Consider the following 19081-nt stretch of genomic DNA (forward strand, 5'->3'; position numbering starts at 1 on the left):
AAGTTTGTTGGAGCTCTTCGTGTCATTCCCGGCCGGAAAGAGCGAAGCCCTTGGAGGGGAAGGGAATCCATCGCTCAAGCACATCGCTTGAAACTGGATCCCCTTCCCGGGCCGCCGGGAACGGGACGGCGCGCTTATCGGGCCTTCAGCAGGTCCACGACATCGAGCAGGACGAATTCGTTGTCATCCTGCTTGTTGGGCTCGCGGCTCGTGGAGAAGGGCAGATTGTTGTCGTTGCCGACGACGATGTGGCGCTCGTCGACCACATCCACATTCTCGATGGTGAAGAACGGGAAAGTCAGCATAGTGTCATTGAGGGGCTTCTTCGCCTTCTTGTTCGGATCGGCGATCTGCATGAGGTCAATATAGCCGATCTTGCGCACGGCATTGTTCACATTCGCATCCGACAATTCGATCTTCACGATACGCTTGAACTTCGCGACATCCTGGAAGCAGTCGGGCCGCTTTACACCCTGTGGGCAGGCCTTGTCGGCCGTGCCTTCGCCGTTGTCGCGCTCGATGACGAGACCGGTGGTGCCATCGATCATGTTGAAGTCGCCAATGGCGAGGCCGTTCTGGTCGAGACCGTATTTCCAGTGGCGGCCGGTCCACTTCTCGTTCGCCACATCGAATTCGAGGATGCGCAGATATTCGCGTCCGTCGACATTCTCCCATTGCTTCTTTTCAGCGTCCCAGACGGGACCTTCGAGAAGCGCATAGAGGAACTTGCCGTCCTTGGAAGCGGCCATGCCTTCATAGCCCTTGGAGCGGCGCACGTTGAAATTGACGGTCGCGTTAGGAGCCGCAGGCGTCGTCACCGCATAATGGTCGGGCGAACGGGCCGGCTTGCCATCGATCAGGGTCTCATAGACGGCCTCGATCTTGCCGGAGCGATCGGCCTTGATCAGGTAGGGACCAAACTCCTCGGCGATCCAGATCTTGTCGCCGATGGGCTGGAAACTCTCGATGTCGAAATCGGAACCCGTGAGATACCGCTTCTCGGTCGCCTCATTGGCAATGCGGAACGGGACTTTCTTGTCCGGATCGTGCAGGAACACCGTCTCGAGACGCTCAACCGCTCCCCTGTTCCAGTCGATGCGGTGGCGATTGAGATAGAGCATCGAATCCGGCGACGTCGCCTTGGAGCCGAAGCCGTTATCGGTGATCACCCAGAACGTACCGTCGCCGACCGACTTGATGCCGGAATGGCCCTGAAGCGGCTGGCCGCGGAAGGGCAGCTTCACGCCGGTCGGACGATCGCCCGAGGTGCCCTCGACGGTGTCGAGCGCCTCGATGCGCTTGCCCGTGGTGAACTTTCCGGAAATCTTCAGATCGGCGGGTGCATCCGCAGGAGCATCGACGAAGCTCAGGGCGGGCAGAACGGCATGGCCTGCAAGGACGGCCGGAAATTGCTGCTGGGCCAGGGCGCTTGTGCTGAGCAGCACGGTCAGCGGCAGCGCCGCGAGAAGACGGACGGACATCGTGAGAACCTCATTTGCTTACTTAGCGAGGTTGCTCTTGCAGGAGCCGGATGTCCGTCCGTTAACAGATCGACGACAGGTCGATGACGCAGGGGAAATCTCCGACCGCATCAAGCGGCCTTGAGGATCCCCTTGTCATGAGCAAAGGCCCAGTAGAGCTCGCGCGCCCGGCTGTAGAACGGTCCGGGCTGGAGATCGCGGCTGTCGATGCGCAGCACCGGCATCACCTTGGAATAGTTGCCCGAGATGAAGATCTCGTCGGCGCTGGCGAAGTCCTCATAGCGCAGGGTTCCTTCGACCACCGTCGCACCGTCGTCGCGCAGGAGCTGGATCACGCGCTGGCGAGTGATGCCGTTCAAGAACGTGCCGTTCGGATAAGGCGTATAGACCACACCATCCTTGGCCATGAACACATTGGAGGTGCCGGTCTCCGCCACGTTACCGAGCGCGTCGCAGACGAGGGCGTTGTCGAAGCCTTTCTCCTTCGCCTCGCGAAGCACGCGGGCATTGTTGGGATAGAGTGCGCCCGCTTTCGCGTCGGTCGGCATGGATTCGAGCGTCGGGCGGCGGAAGCTCGACTTCATCACCGAGAGCCCGCCCGGCACCGGCATCGGCGCCTCGAAGAGGGACAGGCAGAACTGGGTCGATTCCGGATCCGGCGCGATGGTCGCCAAGCCCTCGGCCTCGCCCCAATACATGGGCTTCACGTAGAGCGCCGTCCCCGGAGCGAACTTCTTCACGCCCTCGCGCACGAGATCCAGCATCGTCTGGACATCCATGGTGGGCTTGAGACCGATGGTGGGCGCCGAGCGATTCACGCGCTCGCAATGCCGGTCGAGATCGGGCGCAACGCCCTCGAACACGCGGGCGCCATCGAACACGGAGGAGCCGAGCCAGGATACGTGGGAACGTGGCCCGATCAGGGGCGGATTGCCCTCATGCCACGCGCCGTTGAACCAGTTCCAGGTCTGCGAATGCCAAGCCACTTGTCTCGTCCTTTGGGTCAGAATGCCTGTCGCATCGAATCCCCTAGAGGCCCGACCGTCAATCGTTCCTTCGGCGATTGGGGCATAAAGACTTGTGATGAGTTCCATGAGACGGACTGATCATTGGTCGGATTGCCATGGCTTTTCGCCAATGAGACCATCGCCCCATGTCCTTTTCCGCTCTTATCCCCGCCAGCACGAAGGCCGTCATCTTCGACGCCTATGGAACATTGTTCGATGTGCATTCGGCTGTCGCCCGCCACATGGCTGCAGTCGGTCCGGATGCGGCGCGTTTCTCGGAAGTCTGGCGCGCGAAACAACTCGAATATTCCTGGGTGCTGTCGCTCGCGGGCCGCTACGAGCCCTTCTGGACCCTGACCGAGAAGGCGCTCGATTATGCCTTCGCGCGGTTTCCGCAGATTGACAGTTCGGTCAGGCCGCTCCTGCTGGAAGCTTATCGCAGTCTTGATGCCTACCCGGAGGTGCGGGAGACGCTGACCGCCTTGCGAGGTCAAGGGCTAAAAACAGGCATCCTGTCGAACGGCGATCTGGGCATGTTGAACGCCGCGGTGGAATCGGCTGGCCTTGCCGACGATCTCGATGCGATCCTGTCGGTCGACGCGGCACAGATGTTCAAGACGAGCCCGCGTACCTATGAACTCGTGTTGCAGGCGCTGTCCGTTGCCGCAAACGAAGTCGTCTTCGTCTCCTCCAACCGCTGGGACATCGCAGGCGCTGCGGCGTTCGGCTTTCATCCCATATGGGTGAACCGGCTCAGATTGCCGGATGAATATGTTGAACTTCCGCCAAACGCGGTGACTTCGTCACTCAGGGAATTGGTGTGAGACGCTTCACTGTCATTCCGGGGCCGCGTAGCGGAGCCCGGAATCCATAAACACAACATCTCAAAGAGAGGTGATCAGCGTCGAGCGTCATTCCGCATCGTTAGAGCATCGGACCCAAAAGTGGACTTGCACTTTTGGGATCCATCCGATGCTCCACTCCTAAGCTGGCGCATCGTTCGGATGTGGAAAACCGGGCCCACTTTTCCACACGATGCACTAGCGGCTATGGATTCCGGGCTCGGCTCTACGAGCCGCCCCGGAATGACAATGTGGAATGGAGCCTACTTCGCCAGGGCCGCCAGAATCCGCGCCCACGAACGGGTGCCTTTGTGAAAGCTTTTGAGGTCGTATTTCTCGTTCGGCGAATGGATGCGGTCGTCATCGAGGCCGAAGCCGACGAAGAGGGTGTCGAGGCCCAGCGTGCGCTTGAAGTCGCCGCCGACCGGAATCGAACCGCCCATGCCGATGACGATGGGATCCTTCTTCCATTCGTCGTGAAGCGCCGATTTCGCCGCCGTGATCGCCGGGAAGTCGTGCGGCAAGGCGAGTGCGCGCGAACCCTTGTGCCGAATGAACTCCACCGAGCAATCGGCGGGAATGCGCTCGCGCACGAAGGTTTCGAAATTCGCAGAGATCTTCGCCGGATCCTGATCGCCCACGAGACGGAAGGAGATCTTGCAGCGGGCTTCGGCCGCAATCACGGTCTTGGTCCCCTCGCCCGTATAACCGCCGATGATGCCGTTCACGTCGCATGTGGGGCGCGACTGGATCTGCTCGATCAGCATGCGCCCCTTCTCGCCGGCCGAATGTTTCAGGCCGATCTGGCCGAGGAATTCCTCCTCGGTGAGATTGAGGCCTTTCCACTGTTCGAGAACCTGGGTCGGCGTCTCCGGCACGCCTTCGTAGAAATCCGGGATCGTGATTCGACCATTGTCGTCGTGAATGGTCGCAATGATTTTCGAGAGAACATGAATCGGGTTGCGCGCCGCACCGCCGAAGGCGCCGGAATGGAGGTCGCGATCGGCGCAGCGAACGATCACTTCCTCATAGACCATGCCGCGTAAGGACGACGTGATGGCCGGCGTATCCTGATCCCACATGCCCGTGTCGCAGACGAGGGCCACATCGGCCTTCAGCTCGTCCTTGTTGGCGACGATGAATTCGGGCAGGAATTTGGAGCCGTCCTCCTCCGCACCCTCGACGAAGAAAGTGATGTTGATCGGCAGCGAACCCGTCACGGCCTTCCAGGCACGGCAGGCCTCGACGAAAGTCATCACCTGCCCCTTGTCGTCGGCAGAGCCGCGTGCGCTGATGGCCTTGCGGCCATCGGCAAGCGTGATGATACGCGGCTCGAAGGGCGGTGTTTCCCAAAGTTCGAGCGGGTCGACCGGCTGCACGTCGTAATGGCCGTAGAAGAGCACATGCAGCTTCGCCTCTCCGCTGGCATGGCCGAGCACCACAGGGTGTCCGCCCGTCTCGCGCAAGGAAGCCTCGACGCCGATGCCTTTCAGCTCATCGACAAGCCATTGCCCGGCAATGCGACAATGATCCTTATAGGCAGGATCGGTGGAGATGGAGGGCACTTTCAGCCACTGGAACAGCCGCTCCAGAGAGGCGTCGAGGTCGGAGTCGATGCGCTGAAGAACTTGGTCGAGATGGGACATGGAGAGTAACTGCCTTGTGGACGGGGTCGCATCAAGAGGTACTCTCATCGCCCAGGTGATCGCAAGTCCGAGGTTTTGAATCAGGATGAGGGGGCCAGAGACTTCGTCATATAGACACGCCGAAAGCCCTTCTCCTCGGCTCGATGCGTTTCTACAAACCCAAGACGTTTATAGAGACCAATGTTTTCCGTCATAGCCTCGTTCGTATAGAGCCGGATGGCTCTGAACCCACGTTCGACGGAAAGCTTTTCCGCAAAGGCGATTAGCTCACGCCCATATCCCCGCCCCTGCATATCCGGATCGACGGCCACATTGTCGAGAAGCATGACTTCGTCCTCTGGAAGAAGAACAAGCATTCCAACGAGTTTATTCTCGCTGACGAGGACATAGACGCACTGCTTCTCGATTAACGTAGAATAGTCGTCGCTCATCGGTCCGGGCTTTTGCCCGATGAGCGAGATATACCGTGTATAGGCAGCCCGGACGATCGCTTCGACAGCGGCAAGATCTATGGGATATGCGAGGCGAATACTCTGCATCGTCCATGCCAAGCGAGATGTCGGCTGATGTTTACCGCCTCAGTAATCCGCCCAGCGTTCCGCGCACGATGGCACGGCCGATGGAGCTGCCCTGACGGCCGCCGATGGACTTGCCGATCTCGGCGGCCAAGTTCCCCACCGTCTGATTGACGATGGTGCGCGTGACCTCACGGGTCACTCGCTGCGTCACGGTCATCGAGCCCTTGCGCGCGCCGGTCGTTCCGAAGAGGCCGCCGAGCATGTCGAGGATGCCGCCACCTCCTTCCGCCGCCTTCGCCTCGACGGCCGCCTGCTCGGCCCGCTTGGCAAGCATCTCATAGGCGGATTCCGGATCGACCGGCTGGTCGTATTTGCCCCTCATGGGGCTCGACGCCACGATCTGCTGGCGTTCCGTGAGTTCGATCGGCCCGACCTGCGCCATCGGCGGAGCGATCAGCGTGCGCTCTACCATGGACGGTGCACCCTTGCCTTCCAGCGTCGAGACCAGGGCCTCGCCGACACCAAGTTCGGTGATGGCCTTTTCCGTATCGAAGGCCGGATTCTGGCGGAAGGTCTGCGCCGCCACACGCACGGCCTTCTGCTCGCGCGGGGTATAGGCACGCAACGCATGCTGCACCCGGTTGCCGAGCTGCGCCAGCACGCTCTCGGGCACATCGACCGGGTTCTGCGTGATGAAATAGACGCCGACGCCTTTCGAACGGATCAGGCGAACCACGCGCTCGACCGTCTCGACGAGAGCCTTCGGCGCATCGTTGAAGAGAAGGTGCGCCTCGTCGAAGAAGAAGACGAGCTTGGGTTGATCGACATCGCCGACTTCCGGCAGTTCCTCGAACAATTCCGACATCAGCCACAGGAGGAAAGTGGCGTAGAGACGCGGATTGCTCATGAGCTTGTCCGCCGCGAGGATATTGACCACGCCGCGCCCATCGCGATCCGTGCGCATCAGATCCTTGATGTCGAGCGCCGGCTCGCCGAGGAACTCGTCGCCCTGCTGGTTTTCCAGCACGAGGAGCTGCCGCTGGATCGTCCCGATGGTCGCCTTCGACACATTGCCGTAGGCGGTTGTCAGTTCACCTGCTTTATCGGCGATGAGCTGCAGCAGCGCCCGGAGATCCTTTAGATCGAGCAGCAGCAATCCCTGCTCGTCGGCGATGCGGAAAGCGATGTTGAGTACGCCCTCCTGCGTGTCGTTGAGGTCGAGCAGGCGGGAGAGAAGCAGCGGCCCCATCTCGGAAATGGTCGCCCGCACGCGATGGCCTTGTTCGCCGAACAGGTCCCAGAACACCACCGGAAATTTATCGGGCACGTAGTCGATGCCGATTTCCTTGGCGCGTTTGACCAGGGGCTCCTTGCCGTTGCCGGGAGCCGCCATGCCGGAGAGATCGCCCTTGATGTCGGCGGCGAACACCGGAACGCCCGCGTTGGAAAACCCTTCGGCCAGCACTTGGAGCGAAACGGTCTTGCCCGTGCCCGTGGCGCCCGTCACCAGGCCGTGGCGATTGGCCAGCCTCAGATCCAGATATTCCGGCTTGGTGCTTTTGCCGATGAAGATCTTTCCGTCTTGAAGCATTGCGTCTCTCCAGAATCTGTCCATGGATCTTAGAAGCGTTGCCGCGAGTTTTCACTCTCGGATTTCTTGATTTGATGGTTTATATGTGAACCATCAGCGCCATTCCAATTTCAGGAGAATCAGATGGAAGAGCTCATCACCCGCGTGACGCAGAAGACCGGCCTCGAACAGGCAACCGCCCGCAAGGCCATCGGCATCATTCTGGGCTATCTCCAGAAGGAAGGACCGCAGGCTGAGGTCAACCAGCTGATCGCGGCCCTACCGGGTGCTCAGGAAGCGATCGAGGAATCGAAGAGTGGCGGCAGCGGTGGTGGCCTCATGGGCATGATGGGCTCCATGGGCGGCGGCGTGATGGCGCTCGGCGGCCAGCTCATGGGCATCGGCGTCTCCATGGGCCAGATGCAGCCGCTGGGCAAGGAACTCTTCGCCTATGGGCGCGAGAAGGCCGGCGAGGATGTGATGGGCCCTATTGTCGGATCGATCCCCGGCCTCTCGCAGTTCGTTTGATCGTCAATATTCGTCATCCCGGGGCTGTACAGCAGAACCCGGGATCGCTCTCAGAGATCGGCACTTGATTCTGCCAACGATCCCGGATCTCCGCTGCGCTTCGTCCGGGATGACACCGGCTTCTCGTTCCTTAGAGGCATTCCCACCACCTCCTCGTCCCGGTATTGTCCGGCGCAACTCGCGCTGCCCTCCTCCCGATGAGGATACCCATGGACGATCTGCCCCTTGCCACCGACTTCCCGCAAGCAACCCGCGAGCAATGGCTCAAGCTCGTCGAAGGCGTACTGAAGGGCGCGGATTTTCAGAAGAAGCTCGTCTCCCGCAGCCATGATGGCATCGCCATCCAGCCGCTCTACCCGAAGGCGGAGGGATCCGCGCCGATTGCGCGCGGGCAGGCAGGCCGCTGGCGGGTGTCGCAGCGGATCGACCATCCCGATCAGCAAAAGGCGAACGAACTCGCCCTCACCGATCTCGAAGGCGGCGCGGATGCGCTGACGCTCGTGACCCATAAGGCTCCGGCCGCGCGGAGCTTCGGTGTGCGGATCGACAGCCTCGACGAACTCGACCGGGCGCTGTCGGGTGTGATGCTCGATCTCATCTACCTGCGCCTCGATGCTGCCGGCCATGGCCGGCAGATGGCGGCGCTGATCCTCGCCCTGGCCGAGCGGCGCGGCCACAAGCTGTCCGAGTTCTCCGCCGATCTCGGCCTCGATCCCATTGGCGCCATGGCCGCTCAAGGGCGGATGTCGGCCTCCTGGGATGCCATGGCCCAACGCATGGGCGACACGCTTGAGCATCTGACCGCTCAGGGCTTTGCCGGCCGCGCCTTTCTGGCCGATGGACGGGTCTATCACGAGGCCGGCGCCAGCGAGGCGCAGGAGCTTGCCGCCGTGCTGGCAACCGGTGTCGGCTACCTGCGAGCGCTCGAGGCGCGAGGTCATACGCTCGACGCCGCCCGCCGAGCGCTCTCGTTCCTGCTCGTGGCCGATGCGGACGAGTTTCTCACCGTCGCCAAGCTGCGCGCCCTGCGCCGTCTCTGGGCCCGGATCGAGCAGGCCTGCGGCCTGGAGCCGAGGCCGATCCGCCTGCATGCGGAAACCGCCTGGCGCATGACCACAAGGCGCGATCCGTGGGTGAACATGCTGCGCACCACGGTGGCCGCTTTCTCGGCCGGGATCGGCGGCGCGGATGCGATCACGGTGCTGCCCTTCACCGTCGCGCTCGGCCTGCCCGATGCCTTCGCCCGCCGGATCGCACGCAATACGCAGCTGATCCTGCTCGATGAATCGAACCTCGCCCGCGTCGCCGATCCGGCAGCGGGCGCTGGCGGGTTCGAAGCGCTCACCGAGGCGCTGTGCGAAAAGGCATGGTCGCTGTTCCAGGAGATCGAGCGCGAGGGCGGCATTCTGGAGAGCCTGAAGAGCGACAAGCTTCAGGCCCGCATCGCCGCCGTGCGAGCCCAGCGGGAGAAGGCCGCCGCCACCCGCAAGGAGCCGATCACCGGCACCAGCGAGTTCCCGAACATCAATGAGGCGGAGGTCACGGTTCTACTGCCGATGTCCGAGACCGAGGAAAGCACAGCTTCCTCGCCATCGCCTTCGTCCCCGGCCTCTGCAGAAACATCTTTCGCCACACTCGTACAGATGGCCGGACAAGGCGCAACCCTGCCCCAACTCGCCGGCACTGCCTCGGGACCCTCGCCGGTCTCCATCGCGCCTCTGCCCTCGACCCGCGTGGCTGAGCCTTTCGAGCGCGTGCGCGATCTCTCCGATGCCTATCAGGCCAAGACCGGCGAGCGCCCCAAGGTCTTCCTCGCCAATCTGGGGCCGATTTCTGCCTTCACGGCCCGTGCCACCTTCGCCAAGAATTTCTTCGAGGCCGGCGGAATAGAAGCCATCATGAACGATGGTTTCTCTGACAATGACAAGCTTCGGCGAGCCTATCTGGCAAGCAAAGCCAAGCTGTCCTGCATCTGCTCGACGGATGAAATTTATGAAAAACATGCTCTCGATGCCGCAGAAACCTTGCGTTCCGCGGGATCGAAACTCATCTACCTCGCAGGGCGCCCGGGCGAACACGAAGATGAGCTGACCCGCGCCGGCATCACCAACTTTATTTTTGCTGGGTGCGACACCCTCAAGGTTCTGAGCCAGGCTCTCGACGAGTCCTGCGCCTAAGTCCTTGAGGCTCCTCCTGGCCAATGACCGGAGAGGAGCACGGTTTTGACTTTCACGAAGCAATTGGCTGTGGCCCTGGGCCTCGGCACTATCCTGGTCGGCAGCGCCGTTGCTGCTCCCGCCAACCGTCACGATGGTACCTGGAGCGTGCGGATGGTGACGGATTCCGGCGTCTGCGACAGCAGCTACAATTATTCCATCGCCATCGAGAACGGGAATGTACGCTACCTGCTCAATCCCGGCGATTCTCCGACCACCGTTTCGGGCCGGATCAGCTCCGATGGCGCGGTCGATCTCGATATCCGCCGCAGCATCGCCAAGGTGGATGCCAATGGACGCCTCAACGGCAAAGCCGGATCTGGAACTTGGCAACTTGCCATGCTCGGCTGTTCCGGACGCTGGACGGCGCAGAAGCGCTCTCGCGACGTCTGATTATCCCTTCAATGATGCCCTAAAAGCCGCGGCATCGACGGATGCCGCAGCTTTTTCGTGGCTCACGCAAAGCTGAAAGACAAAGCAGGAACTCGCCCAGAAACCTCACGTTGGTTCAGCCCATTCATAATGTTTTGGAGCGTTCCATGCGTGTGATGTCCTGGCCTGGCGCAGCAGTTGTGATGTCGTTGCTTGTTGCTTCCCACGCCCAAGCACAGACAAACCGGTTCGATGGCAACTGGAGCGTGGAAGTCGTCACCGAGCAAGGCGCCTGCGACCGAGCCTATCGTTACGCGGTCGTCGTCCAGAACGGCCGCGCCCGCTACGGCGGGCCGGAGAACTTCAACGTGAACGGCCAAGTCAGACCGAACGGCTCTGTCTCCGCCAGCATCTCCCGCGGTCAGGACCGGGCCAATGTCTCCGGCCGCCTCTCGGGCAATACCGGCCGGGGCACCTGGCGGACATCGGGCGGACGGGTCTGCTCGGGCTATTGGAATGCTGAGAAGCGGGGGTGATGAGTTGCAGTGTCATCCCGGCCGGAATGCAGCGGAGGGGGAATCCATGGCGCCGCGCATCTTAGTGCATCCCCTTCCGGACCTTACAGACTGCCGGAGATGACATCGCAGGCAGCCCCTACCATGCTCCGATAGCATCCCGATGCCGGATGCCTTAAAATGAAGCCGTTCACATTGTTTCATTCGTCAAGGGCATTCGTTCCAAGGCCATGACCAGCATTCCGGACTTTTCGAGCGTCACTTTCACTGACGCTCCCCTGGCATCCTCCTCGCAGCCTGCCTCCGAGCCGTGGCTGACGCCGGAGGGCATTGCGGTCAAGGCAGCCTATGGCCCTGAGGATCGCGCCGGGCTCGATTTCCTCGACACCTATCCGGGCATCGCGCCGTTCCTGCGGGGTCCCTACCCCACCATGTACGTCAACCAGCCCTGGACCGTGCGCCAGTATGCGGGCTTCTCCACGGCCGAGGATTCGAACGCCTTCTACCGCCGCAATCTCGCCGCCGGCCAGAAGGGCTTGTCGGTCGCCTTCGACCTCGCGACCCATCGCGGCTACGATTCCGATCATCCGCGCGTAGCAGGCGATGTCGGCATGGCGGGTGTTGCCATCGATTCCATCTACGACATGCGCACGCTGTTCGCTGGCATTCCGCTCGACCAGATGAGCGTGTCGATGACCATGAACGGCGCGGTTCTGCCGGTGCTCGCTCTCTACATCGTCGCGGCGGAAGAACAGGGCGTGCCGCCGCAAAAGCTCTCCGGCACGATCCAGAACGACATCCTGAAAGAGTTCATGGTGCGCAACACCTATATCTACCCGCCGAAAGGGTCGATGCGCATCATCTCGGACATCTTCGGCTATACCTCGCAGAACATGCCGAAATTCAACTCGATCTCGATCTCCGGCTACCACATGCAGGAGGCTGGCGCGACGCAGGATCTCGAACTGGCCTATACCCTCGCGGACGGTGTCGAATACATCCGCGCCGGCATCGCGGCGGGGCTGACCATCGACCAGTTCGCGCCGCGCCTGTCGTTCTTCTGGGCGGTCGGCATGAATTTCTTCATGGAAGTGGCCAAGATGCGCGCCGCGCGCCTCATCTGGGCCAAGCTCGTGAAGGGTTTCAATCCGCAGAGCGAGAAGTCGCTACCGCTTCGTACGCACTCGCAGACCTCGGGCTGGTCGCTCACCGCGCAGGACGTGTTCAACAACGTCACCCGCACCTGCATCGAGGCGATGGCCGCAACGCAAGGCCACACCCAGTCGCTGCACACCAACGCGCTCGACGAGGCGCTGGCACTGCCGACCGACTTCTCGGCCCGCATCGCGCGCAACACGCAGCTTTTCCTGCAGCAGGAGAGCGGCACCACGCGCATCATCGATCCCTGGGGCGGCTCCTATTATGTCGAGCGCCTCACCTATGAGCTCGCGCAGAAGGCCTGGGCTCACATCCAGGAGGTCGAGGAACTGGGCGGCATGGCGAAGGCCATCGAAGCCGGCATTCCGAAGCTGAAGATCGAGGAGGCTGCCGCCCGCACGCAGGCCCGCATCGATTCCGGCCATCAGAAGATCGTCGGCGTCAACGCCTTCCGCACGACGGATGAAGCCTCCATCGACATTCTGAAAGTCGACAACGCCGCCGTGCGCACAAGCCAGATCGAGAAGCTCAATCGTCTCAAAGCCGAACGCAATCAGACCGATGTGGAGGCCGCTCTCAACGCCCTGTCACAGGTGGCTGCGTCCGGCGAAGGCAACTTGCTCGATCTGGCCGTGAAGGCAGCCCGCGCCAAGGCGACGGTGGGCGAGATTTCCGATGCGCTGGAACAAGTCTGGGGCCGCTACCGGGCCGAGATCAAGTCGATCTCGGGCGTGTACAAACGGGAGGTCGGCGTGACGTCGCCAGCCATAGAGAAAGTCCGCCATCTGGTGGAGGAGTTCGAGCACGACGACGGTCGCCGTCCGCGCATTCTCGTCGCCAAGATGGGCCAGGATGGGCACGATCGCGGCCAGAAGGTGATCGCCTCCGCCTTTGCCGATCTCGGCTTCGACGTGGATATCGGCCCGCTCTTCGCGACACCGGCGGAGGCGGCCCGTCAGGCGATCGAGAACGATGTGCACATCATCGGCGTGTCGTCGCTGGCGGCAGGCCACCTGACGCTGGTGCCGGAGCTGAAAGCCGAACTCGCCAAATACGATCGCGCGGACATCATGATCGTGGTCGGCGGCGTGATCCCGCCGCAGGATTTCGATGCACTTTACGAAGCCGGCGCCTCGGCGATCTTCCCGCCCGGCACCGTGATCGCCGATGCCGCCGTCAACCTGATCGGAGACTTGAACAAACGGCTCGGATACGGGCCAAAGCAGGCGGCGGAGTAACGGCGATTTTTAAGACCGCTCGATCGCCCGTTTGATCACCTGCTGCACTTCCTTGTTCGTCAGGAAGAGATCGTGATTGATGATGCCGCCGCCGAACTCGGAGGCGTCGGCCACGCGCACGCCCAACGATTCCAGCCGCTCGCGATCCGCTGCTCCGGCCCGGATGATGCCACCGGCGAGACGGCTTGAGACGGCGAGCGCCCGGTCATTGGTGGAACTGATGACGGTGATCTTCTTCGCATCCGGACCCAGACGCTCCAGGCCGCGGGCGAAAAGGTCGATGTCGATGTCAGGAGCTGCCAACACGACGGCACCGATGCGCTCCATGGCGTTCTCGCCGCCGGAGGCGCGCAGCATCCTCAAGGTTTCGAGGGTCAGCAGCGTGCCCATGCTGTGCGCAACGATATGGATGCGCCCGCCGCTCGGGGTCTTGGCGATGGCGGTGAGCAGGTCCTCCAGGGCATCGCGTGACCACATGGCGCTTTCGCGGTCGGCGACATAGCTGAAGGTCGAGGCCGCCGACGGCCAGGTGAACAGACCCGTCACACCGCCGAACTTGATACCTTCCGAGAGATCGACGGTCGAGGTCGCGGCCGTCTCGAAGCTTTCCTTATAGCCATGGATGTAGAGCAGCAGATTATGGCCGAAGGCGGCCTGGGCGAAAGCCTGCGCCGCGTTGCTGCGATCCACCGAATCGACCTTGGCGATGCTCCAGCCGCTGGTCCCGATGAGAGAATCGGATGGCGGCTTCAGGCGCGCTTCCGCAAAGACCAGATCCGCGGAGCGTTCGCTGCTGAACCAGGGCCTCTTCGGCGGATCGCCCACCGGGAGCCGCGTGGTCGCGACCAGAAGCTTAGGATCCCGCGCGAGACCGACCTGCGACGAGATCGGGCTGGTGAGCGCCGATTCCTCTCCGAGGCAACCGGACAGGGCAAGACTGGCAAGGCACACGAGAGCAAGACGGGAAACGGGGAAGAGCATGAGGCCGGATTTCAAGAAACAATGAGGGCAGTGCTGTTTTGTCCGCGATCATGGCATGCGCAAGGCAGAGGTCGCCTCAATTGGAAATATGGTAACTCAATGGTGAACGAGGACGTCAGCCCGTCGCCTTGATGCTCTGAGGGAGCGCACGTACCGTGCCGTGATGCTTGCCTTTTTGTCCCGCATCTTCCTTGTCATCGTCGGCCTTTTTCTCTTGCCTCTCGGGACCCATGCGCTCTGGTGGACCATGCGCGACGATATCGCGCCGAGCTGGCGTGCGGCCGACTGGACCAGTGCGAAACTCCTGCCGGCGATCACCGAAGCGCCTCAGGCCCTCGTGGCGATCTACGCTGCGCGCGTCGGCCGCTGGCGCGGCATCTTCGCCCACCACACCTGGGTCGTGGTGAAGGAAGCCGGCGCCACCACCTATACCCGCTACGACAAAGTCGGTTGGGGCAGCCCGGTCCGCACCAACGGCTGGGCGCCGGATGGCCGTTGGTTCGGCAATGCGCCGCACCCGGTCGTCGTGATCGAGGGCGAAGCAGCGGAACGGCTGATCCCACAGGTCCGTCAGGCAGTGGCGAGCTATCCCTACCAGTCCTTCGGCGCCTACAATGCCTGGCCCGGCCCAAACTCGAACACCTTCGTGGCCCATGTCATGCGCTCGGTTCCCGAACTCGGCGCGGCTCTGCCGCCCACGGCCCTCGGGAAGGACTGGCAGCCCTGGCGGGACATCGTCGGCCTGACCCCAAGCCGCACCGGAATCCAGGTTTCGCTCGGCGGCTATGCCGGCATCGCGCTCGGCTGGGTCGAGGGGATCGAGATCGACTTCATGGGCCTCGTCGCCGGCATCGATATCCGCCGCCCCGCCATCAAGATTCCCGCCTGGGGACGAATCGGCATGGATCCGATCACGTGGTGATGCCTTGATGAGCGCATCGTTCGGGAGAAAGCTCCGGCGCTCCATCGATCTGTTCATCGAAAGTCAGCACCTCTGTTCATTTGCATGCACGACAGTCATCTTCGATCTGAACAACGAACGAGGAGGATTGGATGTCGAAGGTCGGAGCACGATTGAAGGAACTTGGATTGGTCCTGCCGCCCCCCGTGCAGGTTCCTCCCGGCGTAGTCTTGCCCTTCCCCTGGGTGAATGTGCGAGGCGACCGCGCCTTCATATCGGGGCATGGCCCTCAGGAAACGGACGGTCGTCTCGCTGGTCCCTTCGGAGCTGTGGGAGATCAGGTCTCGATCGAGCAGGGACGAGAAATCGCCAGGAAGGTGGGCCTGTCGATGCTCGGGAGCCTTCAGCGCGAATTGGGCGACCTCGATCGGATCACCGGCTGGTGCCGGGTGTTCGGCATGGTGAACTGCGTGCACGGCTTTGATAAGCCCCCGGCTGTGATCAATGGCTTTTCAGAACTGATTCTCGACGTGTTCGGACCCGAGATCGGACAGCACTCCCGCTCAGCCATCGGCGTCGCAGGTCTTCCCTTCAACTTCGCCGTCGAAGTTGAAGCGGAGGTGATGATCCGCCATTAGCGACGCTGGCTTCCCTTTTGACCGCAGCGAAAGCAACGGACACCAGAGGGTTCAAAATCAGAATCCACTTTTCCGTACGATGCGCTAAAGCTCTCACATGACCGGGGGCTCACCAAGAACGGCTGTGACGGCGGAGATGGTCGCGAAAGGCGACCGGGCTGCGCTTGCGCGCGCCATCACTCTCATGGAATCGCGCCGCCCGGATCATCGCGAGGCGGCGCGTGCGCTCCTCCAAGGGCTGATGCCCCACACGGGCCATGCGGTGCGCATCGGCATCACCGGTGTTCCGGGTGTGGGCAAATCCACCACCATCGATACGCTGGGCTCCATGCTCACCGAGAAGGGGCACAAGGTCGCCGTGCTCGCAGTGGATCCTTCCTCCACCCGCACCGGCGGCGCGATCCTCGGCGACAAGACCCGGATGGCGCGACTTGCGACGGACCCGAATGCTTTCATCCGCCCCTCCCCCTCCTCCGGCACGCTCGGCGGCGTCGCGGCGAAGACGCGGGAGACCATGCTGCTCTGCGAGGCCGCCGGCTTCGACGTCATCCTGGTGGAAACGGTGGGCGTCGGCCAATCGGAGACCGCCGTCGCGGACCTGACCGACTTCTTCCTCGTCCTCATGCTGCCGGGCGCGGGCGACGAGCTGCAGGGCATCAAGAAGGGCATTCTCGAACTCGCCGACCTGATCGCCGTCAACAAGGCCGACGATGCAAGCGCGAAGGCGAAGGCCGCCGCGGCCGAATACAAGGCCGCTCTTCATATTCTGGCGCCCGCCTCTGCGACCTGGACGCCACCCGTGCTCACGGTCTCAGGGCTCACCGGACAAGGCCTCGACGAGCTCTGGACCAAGGTCCTGGATCATCGCAAGCGCCTGGAAGCGACGGGAGAGCTTGCCGCCAAGCGCCGGGCGCAGGATACGAAATGGATGTGGGCCCTCGTCCACGAACGTCTGCACGAGCGTCTTCATCACGACCCGGCCCTGCGTCAGCGCGTGCCGGAGATCGAAAAGGCCATCGCAAACGGCACCCTGTCGCCGAATGCCGGGGCAAGCGAGATCGTAAAGCTGCTAAGGATATAGCGGAAAGCCCTGTCGGCATTATCCGGAATTCCACCTGATCTCGGTCGGGAAATCCGCTTCTATCGGCAGGGAACGACTGTCAGCCACGAAGAGAGCGAACCGCGTCGTGATCGATAGGCTGCATCAACTGCCCCTTCCCCTGGGCGCCGTGATCGTTTGCCTTGTCTTCGTCGTGCCGACGCTGATCGGCTCGGCGCTGCTGCAGCCTACCGTCGGGCGCCTGCTGCGGGGCGAACGAGACCCGAACATGGTCGTCGGCCTGCTCCTGAATTCCTTCACGCTCTATTACGGCGTTCTCCTGGCGCTGCTGTCCATCGCGGTCTTCGATAATTACGGCAAGGCGCAGGATGCGGTGGCGCGTGAGGCGTCCAGCGTCATCGCGCTCTACCGCACCTTCAGCGGTTATCCGGAACCGATCCGCACCGCCATGTCGGATACGCTGCGCCAATATGTGGACGAGGAGATCGGACCGGGCTGGGCTTCCCAGCGCAGCAATCGGGCCTCCACACGCGGAACGCTGCTGGTCGATCAATTGAGCCGCCAGCTCCTCGATTTTAAGCCCAATCGGGATGCTGCCGAGGATTTCATCCATCAGGCAGCTCTGCGGATCTTCGAGGATTTCATCGAACAGCGCCGCCTGCGCATTCAGGCGGCGGGGACCAGCATTCCAAAGGTGATCTGGGCGGTCGTCATCGTCGGCGCCGGCCTGAATGTCTTCATTCTATGGCTGTTCGACCTGAAACGATCGACTCATTTCATTCTCGGCGGCGTGCTGATGATCTTCGTCGGCCTGGTCGTCTATATGGTCAGCGTCCTCGACCGGCCATTCCATGGCGCGCACGGCCTTCAGCCGGACGACCTCGCCCATGCCCGCCAGCAGATGAACCCGCGACCGTAAGGCAGCCTTAGGCTGCGCCCTTGATCTCCGGCGTGACCCTAATCTGACCGACTTCGATCCCGTTCCAGTTCTTGAGTACCGGCTGGGCCAAGGCCTCGACGGCCTTGCGCTCCTCGGCACTCAGGGAGAGGAAGCGCAGGACGAGCCCGGCCATCATGGCCTCCGCCGCGCGGGCATTGCCGTCCTCGACCTTCAACGCGACGCCATAGCCGAGTTCGGGGAGCGAGGCGCAATAGACGCCCTCGGCGCCGACCTTCACGAAGGCGCGCTCGCCGAGAAGTTCCATCAGCTTGGTGTCGAAGCGGTCCGTGCCTGCCACCATGAAGGGGTGGCGCGCCACGGCCTTGCGGATCCGGGCCGCCGCGGCTTTCCCATCGCCCGGCAGGCCGCTTCCGGTGCCGAACCGGGCAAAACCGAAAGCGAGAGAGGGAAGCGGAATCGCATAGGTTGGAATGGAGCAGCCATCGATGCCGCTCTTCTCGACCGTATGGCAGGCGCCGGTGATCTCCTCCAAGGCCTCACGCACACTGCGCTGGACCGGATGGTCCGCCAGCACATAGCCTTTCGGGTTCTGGCCCTGGCCGCAGGCAAGGCAGATGAAACCGGCGTGCTTGCCCGAGCAATTGTTGTGCAGGGCACTCGGGGTGCCGCCCGAGGCAGCAAGTGCCCGATTGGCGGCCTCGCCCATGGGCCAGTGTGCGCCGCATTCGAGGCAGCCGACATCCTGGCCGGCCTTGGCCAGCATGGCCTTGGCGGTTGCCGCATGCGCCGGCTCGCCCGAATGGGAGGCGCAGGCGAGCGCGATCTCTTCATCGGTCAGGCCGTACTTGTCCGCCATGCCGCTCTCGACCAGCGGCATGGCCTGAAGCGCCTTCACGGCGGAGCGCGGAAATACGCGCCGATCCACATCGCCGATCGACAGAACCGAGGCTCCCTCGGCATCGACCACCGAGACGCTGCCCCTGTGGCGCGACTCGACCAGGTTGCCGCGGGTAACCTCGACAAGAAAAGGATTGTCCATCAATGCCCCGTATGAAAAGCGGCGGTGTTGTGGAGGCACTTATTTGAGAAGTCAAAGGGGGCATTGTTGCAAAAGCGAGAAAAAGTGCCCCGGAATCGTCCAAAGCCACGGGTTGCGGTAGGGCGGCCGCCATTCTAAACCCTGGTTTCAACCAAACAGGGAGTTCTCGATGCGTGTCGCGATGATCGGAGCGGGCTATGTCGGCCTGGTCTCCGGCGCCTGCTTTGCGGACTTTGGGCATGAGGTCTGCTGTGTCGACAAGGACCCGGCCAAGATCGAGGCTCTCAACCGGGGCGAAATCCCGATCTTCGAACCGGGCCTGGCCGAACTCGTCGCCAAGAACGTCCGCGAGGATCGCCTGACCTTCACGACCGACCTGTCGCAGGCGGTCAGGAGCGCCGAGGCGGTCTTCATCGCGGTCGGCACCCCGTCCCGCCGCGGCGACGGCCATGCCGACCTGTCCTACGTCT

18 protein-coding genes are annotated in these 19081 nt (G+C 62.5%); 11 read left to right on the plus strand and 7 right to left on the minus strand.

Translation table 11 applies throughout. The features are described from left to right. Positions 1 to 134: 134 nt before the first annotated feature. Together ACS5Q1_RS14065 and ACS5Q1_RS14070 are read right to left on the minus strand one after the other, a co-directional pair. Entirely contained in the window at positions 135 to 1481 is a 1347-nt protein-coding gene (locus ACS5Q1_RS14065) for an esterase-like activity of phytase family protein (protein WP_473098780.1), read from the minus strand. A 110-nt stretch (positions 1482 to 1591) separates the two neighbouring features. Further along, positions 1592 to 2467 carry a branched-chain amino acid aminotransferase gene (locus tag ACS5Q1_RS14070; protein WP_473098781.1) on the minus strand — a complete coding sequence of 292 codons (876 nt, stop codon included), beginning with the start codon at positions 2465 to 2467 and terminating at the stop codon, positions 1592 to 1594. A gap of 167 nt (positions 2468 to 2634) precedes the next feature. Here ACS5Q1_RS14070 and ACS5Q1_RS14075 point away from each other — a divergent pair, with 167 nt between their 5' ends. Then, on the plus strand, positions 2635 to 3312 hold the full coding sequence (locus ACS5Q1_RS14075) for a haloacid dehalogenase type II (RefSeq protein ID WP_473098782.1): 678 nt from the start codon (positions 2635 to 2637) through the stop codon (positions 3310 to 3312). A 281-nt stretch (positions 3313 to 3593) separates the two neighbouring features. On the opposite strand, the gene ACS5Q1_RS14080 is transcribed toward ACS5Q1_RS14075, so the two are convergent. From ACS5Q1_RS14080 to ACS5Q1_RS14090, 3 genes are all read right to left on the minus strand, one after another. Then, the gene (locus tag ACS5Q1_RS14080) at positions 3594 to 4976 is read right to left on the minus strand and encodes a M20/M25/M40 family metallo-hydrolase (RefSeq protein ID WP_473098783.1); all 1383 of its coding nucleotides are present in this window, start codon (positions 4974 to 4976) and stop codon (positions 3594 to 3596) included. 80 nt (positions 4977 to 5056) lie between these two features. Continuing rightward, positions 5057 to 5515 carry a GNAT family N-acetyltransferase gene (locus ACS5Q1_RS14085; protein WP_473098784.1) on the minus strand — a complete coding sequence of 153 codons (459 nt, stop codon included), beginning with the start codon at positions 5513 to 5515 and terminating at the stop codon, positions 5057 to 5059. 31 nt (positions 5516 to 5546) lie between these two features. Continuing rightward, the gene (locus ACS5Q1_RS14090) at positions 5547 to 7085 is read right to left on the minus strand and encodes a helicase HerA-like domain-containing protein (RefSeq protein ID WP_473098786.1); all 1539 of its coding nucleotides are present in this window, start codon (positions 7083 to 7085) and stop codon (positions 5547 to 5549) included. Between the two features lie 123 nt (positions 7086 to 7208). On the opposite strand from ACS5Q1_RS14090, the gene ACS5Q1_RS14095 reads away from it, so the two are divergent. From ACS5Q1_RS14095 to scpA, 5 genes are all read left to right on the plus strand, one after another. Further along, the gene (locus ACS5Q1_RS14095) at positions 7209 to 7592 is read left to right on the plus strand and encodes a DUF2267 domain-containing protein (protein WP_473098787.1); all 384 of its coding nucleotides are present in this window, start codon (positions 7209 to 7211) and stop codon (positions 7590 to 7592) included. Positions 7593 to 7801: 209 nt separating this feature from the next. Continuing rightward, entirely contained in the window at positions 7802 to 9769 is a 1968-nt protein-coding gene (locus tag ACS5Q1_RS14100) for a methylmalonyl-CoA mutase family protein (RefSeq protein WP_473098788.1), read from the plus strand. A gap of 45 nt (positions 9770 to 9814) precedes the next feature. Further along, the gene (locus tag ACS5Q1_RS14105; protein ID WP_473098789.1) at positions 9815 to 10201 is read left to right on the plus strand and encodes a hypothetical protein; all 387 of its coding nucleotides are present in this window, start codon (positions 9815 to 9817) and stop codon (positions 10199 to 10201) included. A gap of 146 nt (positions 10202 to 10347) precedes the next feature. Beyond that, on the plus strand, positions 10348 to 10716 hold the full coding sequence (locus ACS5Q1_RS14110; RefSeq protein ID WP_473098790.1) for a hypothetical protein: 369 nt from the start codon (positions 10348 to 10350) through the stop codon (positions 10714 to 10716). Positions 10717 to 10925: 209 nt separating this feature from the next. Beyond that, positions 10926 to 13091: a methylmalonyl-CoA mutase gene (gene scpA / locus ACS5Q1_RS14115; protein ID WP_473098791.1), complete on the plus strand. Its 2166-nt coding sequence runs from the start codon at positions 10926 to 10928 to the stop codon at positions 13089 to 13091. A 9-nt stretch (positions 13092 to 13100) separates the two neighbouring features. Here the strand turns inward: scpA and ACS5Q1_RS14120 are convergent, their stop codons facing one another. Then, positions 13101 to 14072 carry an alpha/beta hydrolase gene (locus ACS5Q1_RS14120; protein WP_473098792.1) on the minus strand — a complete coding sequence of 324 codons (972 nt, stop codon included), beginning with the start codon at positions 14070 to 14072 and terminating at the stop codon, positions 13101 to 13103. A gap of 163 nt (positions 14073 to 14235) precedes the next feature. Between ACS5Q1_RS14120 and ACS5Q1_RS14125 the strand changes: the two genes are divergently transcribed. The 4 genes from ACS5Q1_RS14125 to ACS5Q1_RS14140 all read left to right on the plus strand — a co-directional run bounded on the left by ACS5Q1_RS14125 (position 14236) and on the right by ACS5Q1_RS14140 (position 17590). Next, on the plus strand, positions 14236 to 14994 hold the full coding sequence (locus ACS5Q1_RS14125; protein ID WP_473098802.1) for a DUF3750 domain-containing protein: 759 nt from the start codon (positions 14236 to 14238) through the stop codon (positions 14992 to 14994). Positions 14995 to 15125: 131 nt separating this feature from the next. Beyond that, positions 15126 to 15611, plus strand: coding sequence for a RidA family protein (locus tag ACS5Q1_RS14130; RefSeq protein WP_473098793.1), 486 nt, complete (start codon positions 15126 to 15128; stop codon positions 15609 to 15611). Between the two features lie 97 nt (positions 15612 to 15708). Further along, the gene (gene meaB / locus ACS5Q1_RS14135; protein ID WP_473098794.1) at positions 15709 to 16692 is read left to right on the plus strand and encodes a methylmalonyl Co-A mutase-associated GTPase MeaB; all 984 of its coding nucleotides are present in this window, start codon (positions 15709 to 15711) and stop codon (positions 16690 to 16692) included. Positions 16693 to 16798: 106 nt separating this feature from the next. Beyond that, complete coding sequence (locus ACS5Q1_RS14140; RefSeq protein ID WP_473098795.1) at positions 16799 to 17590, plus strand: bestrophin-like domain; 792 nt, start codon at positions 16799 to 16801, stop codon at positions 17588 to 17590. A 7-nt stretch (positions 17591 to 17597) separates the two neighbouring features. On the opposite strand, the gene ACS5Q1_RS14145 is transcribed toward ACS5Q1_RS14140, so the two are convergent. Beyond that, positions 17598 to 18611, minus strand: a complete 1014-nt coding sequence (locus ACS5Q1_RS14145; protein WP_473098797.1) for an asparaginase — start codon at positions 18609 to 18611, stop codon at positions 17598 to 17600. Positions 18612 to 18780: 169 nt separating this feature from the next. Between ACS5Q1_RS14145 and ACS5Q1_RS14150 the strand changes: the two genes are divergently transcribed. Then, a partial coding sequence (locus ACS5Q1_RS14150) for a 3-hydroxyacyl-CoA dehydrogenase NAD-binding domain-containing protein (protein WP_473098798.1) occupies positions 18781 to 19081 on the plus strand: 301 nt, incomplete at its 3' end.

Source organism: Microvirga sp. GN3, from assembly GCF_055792825.1.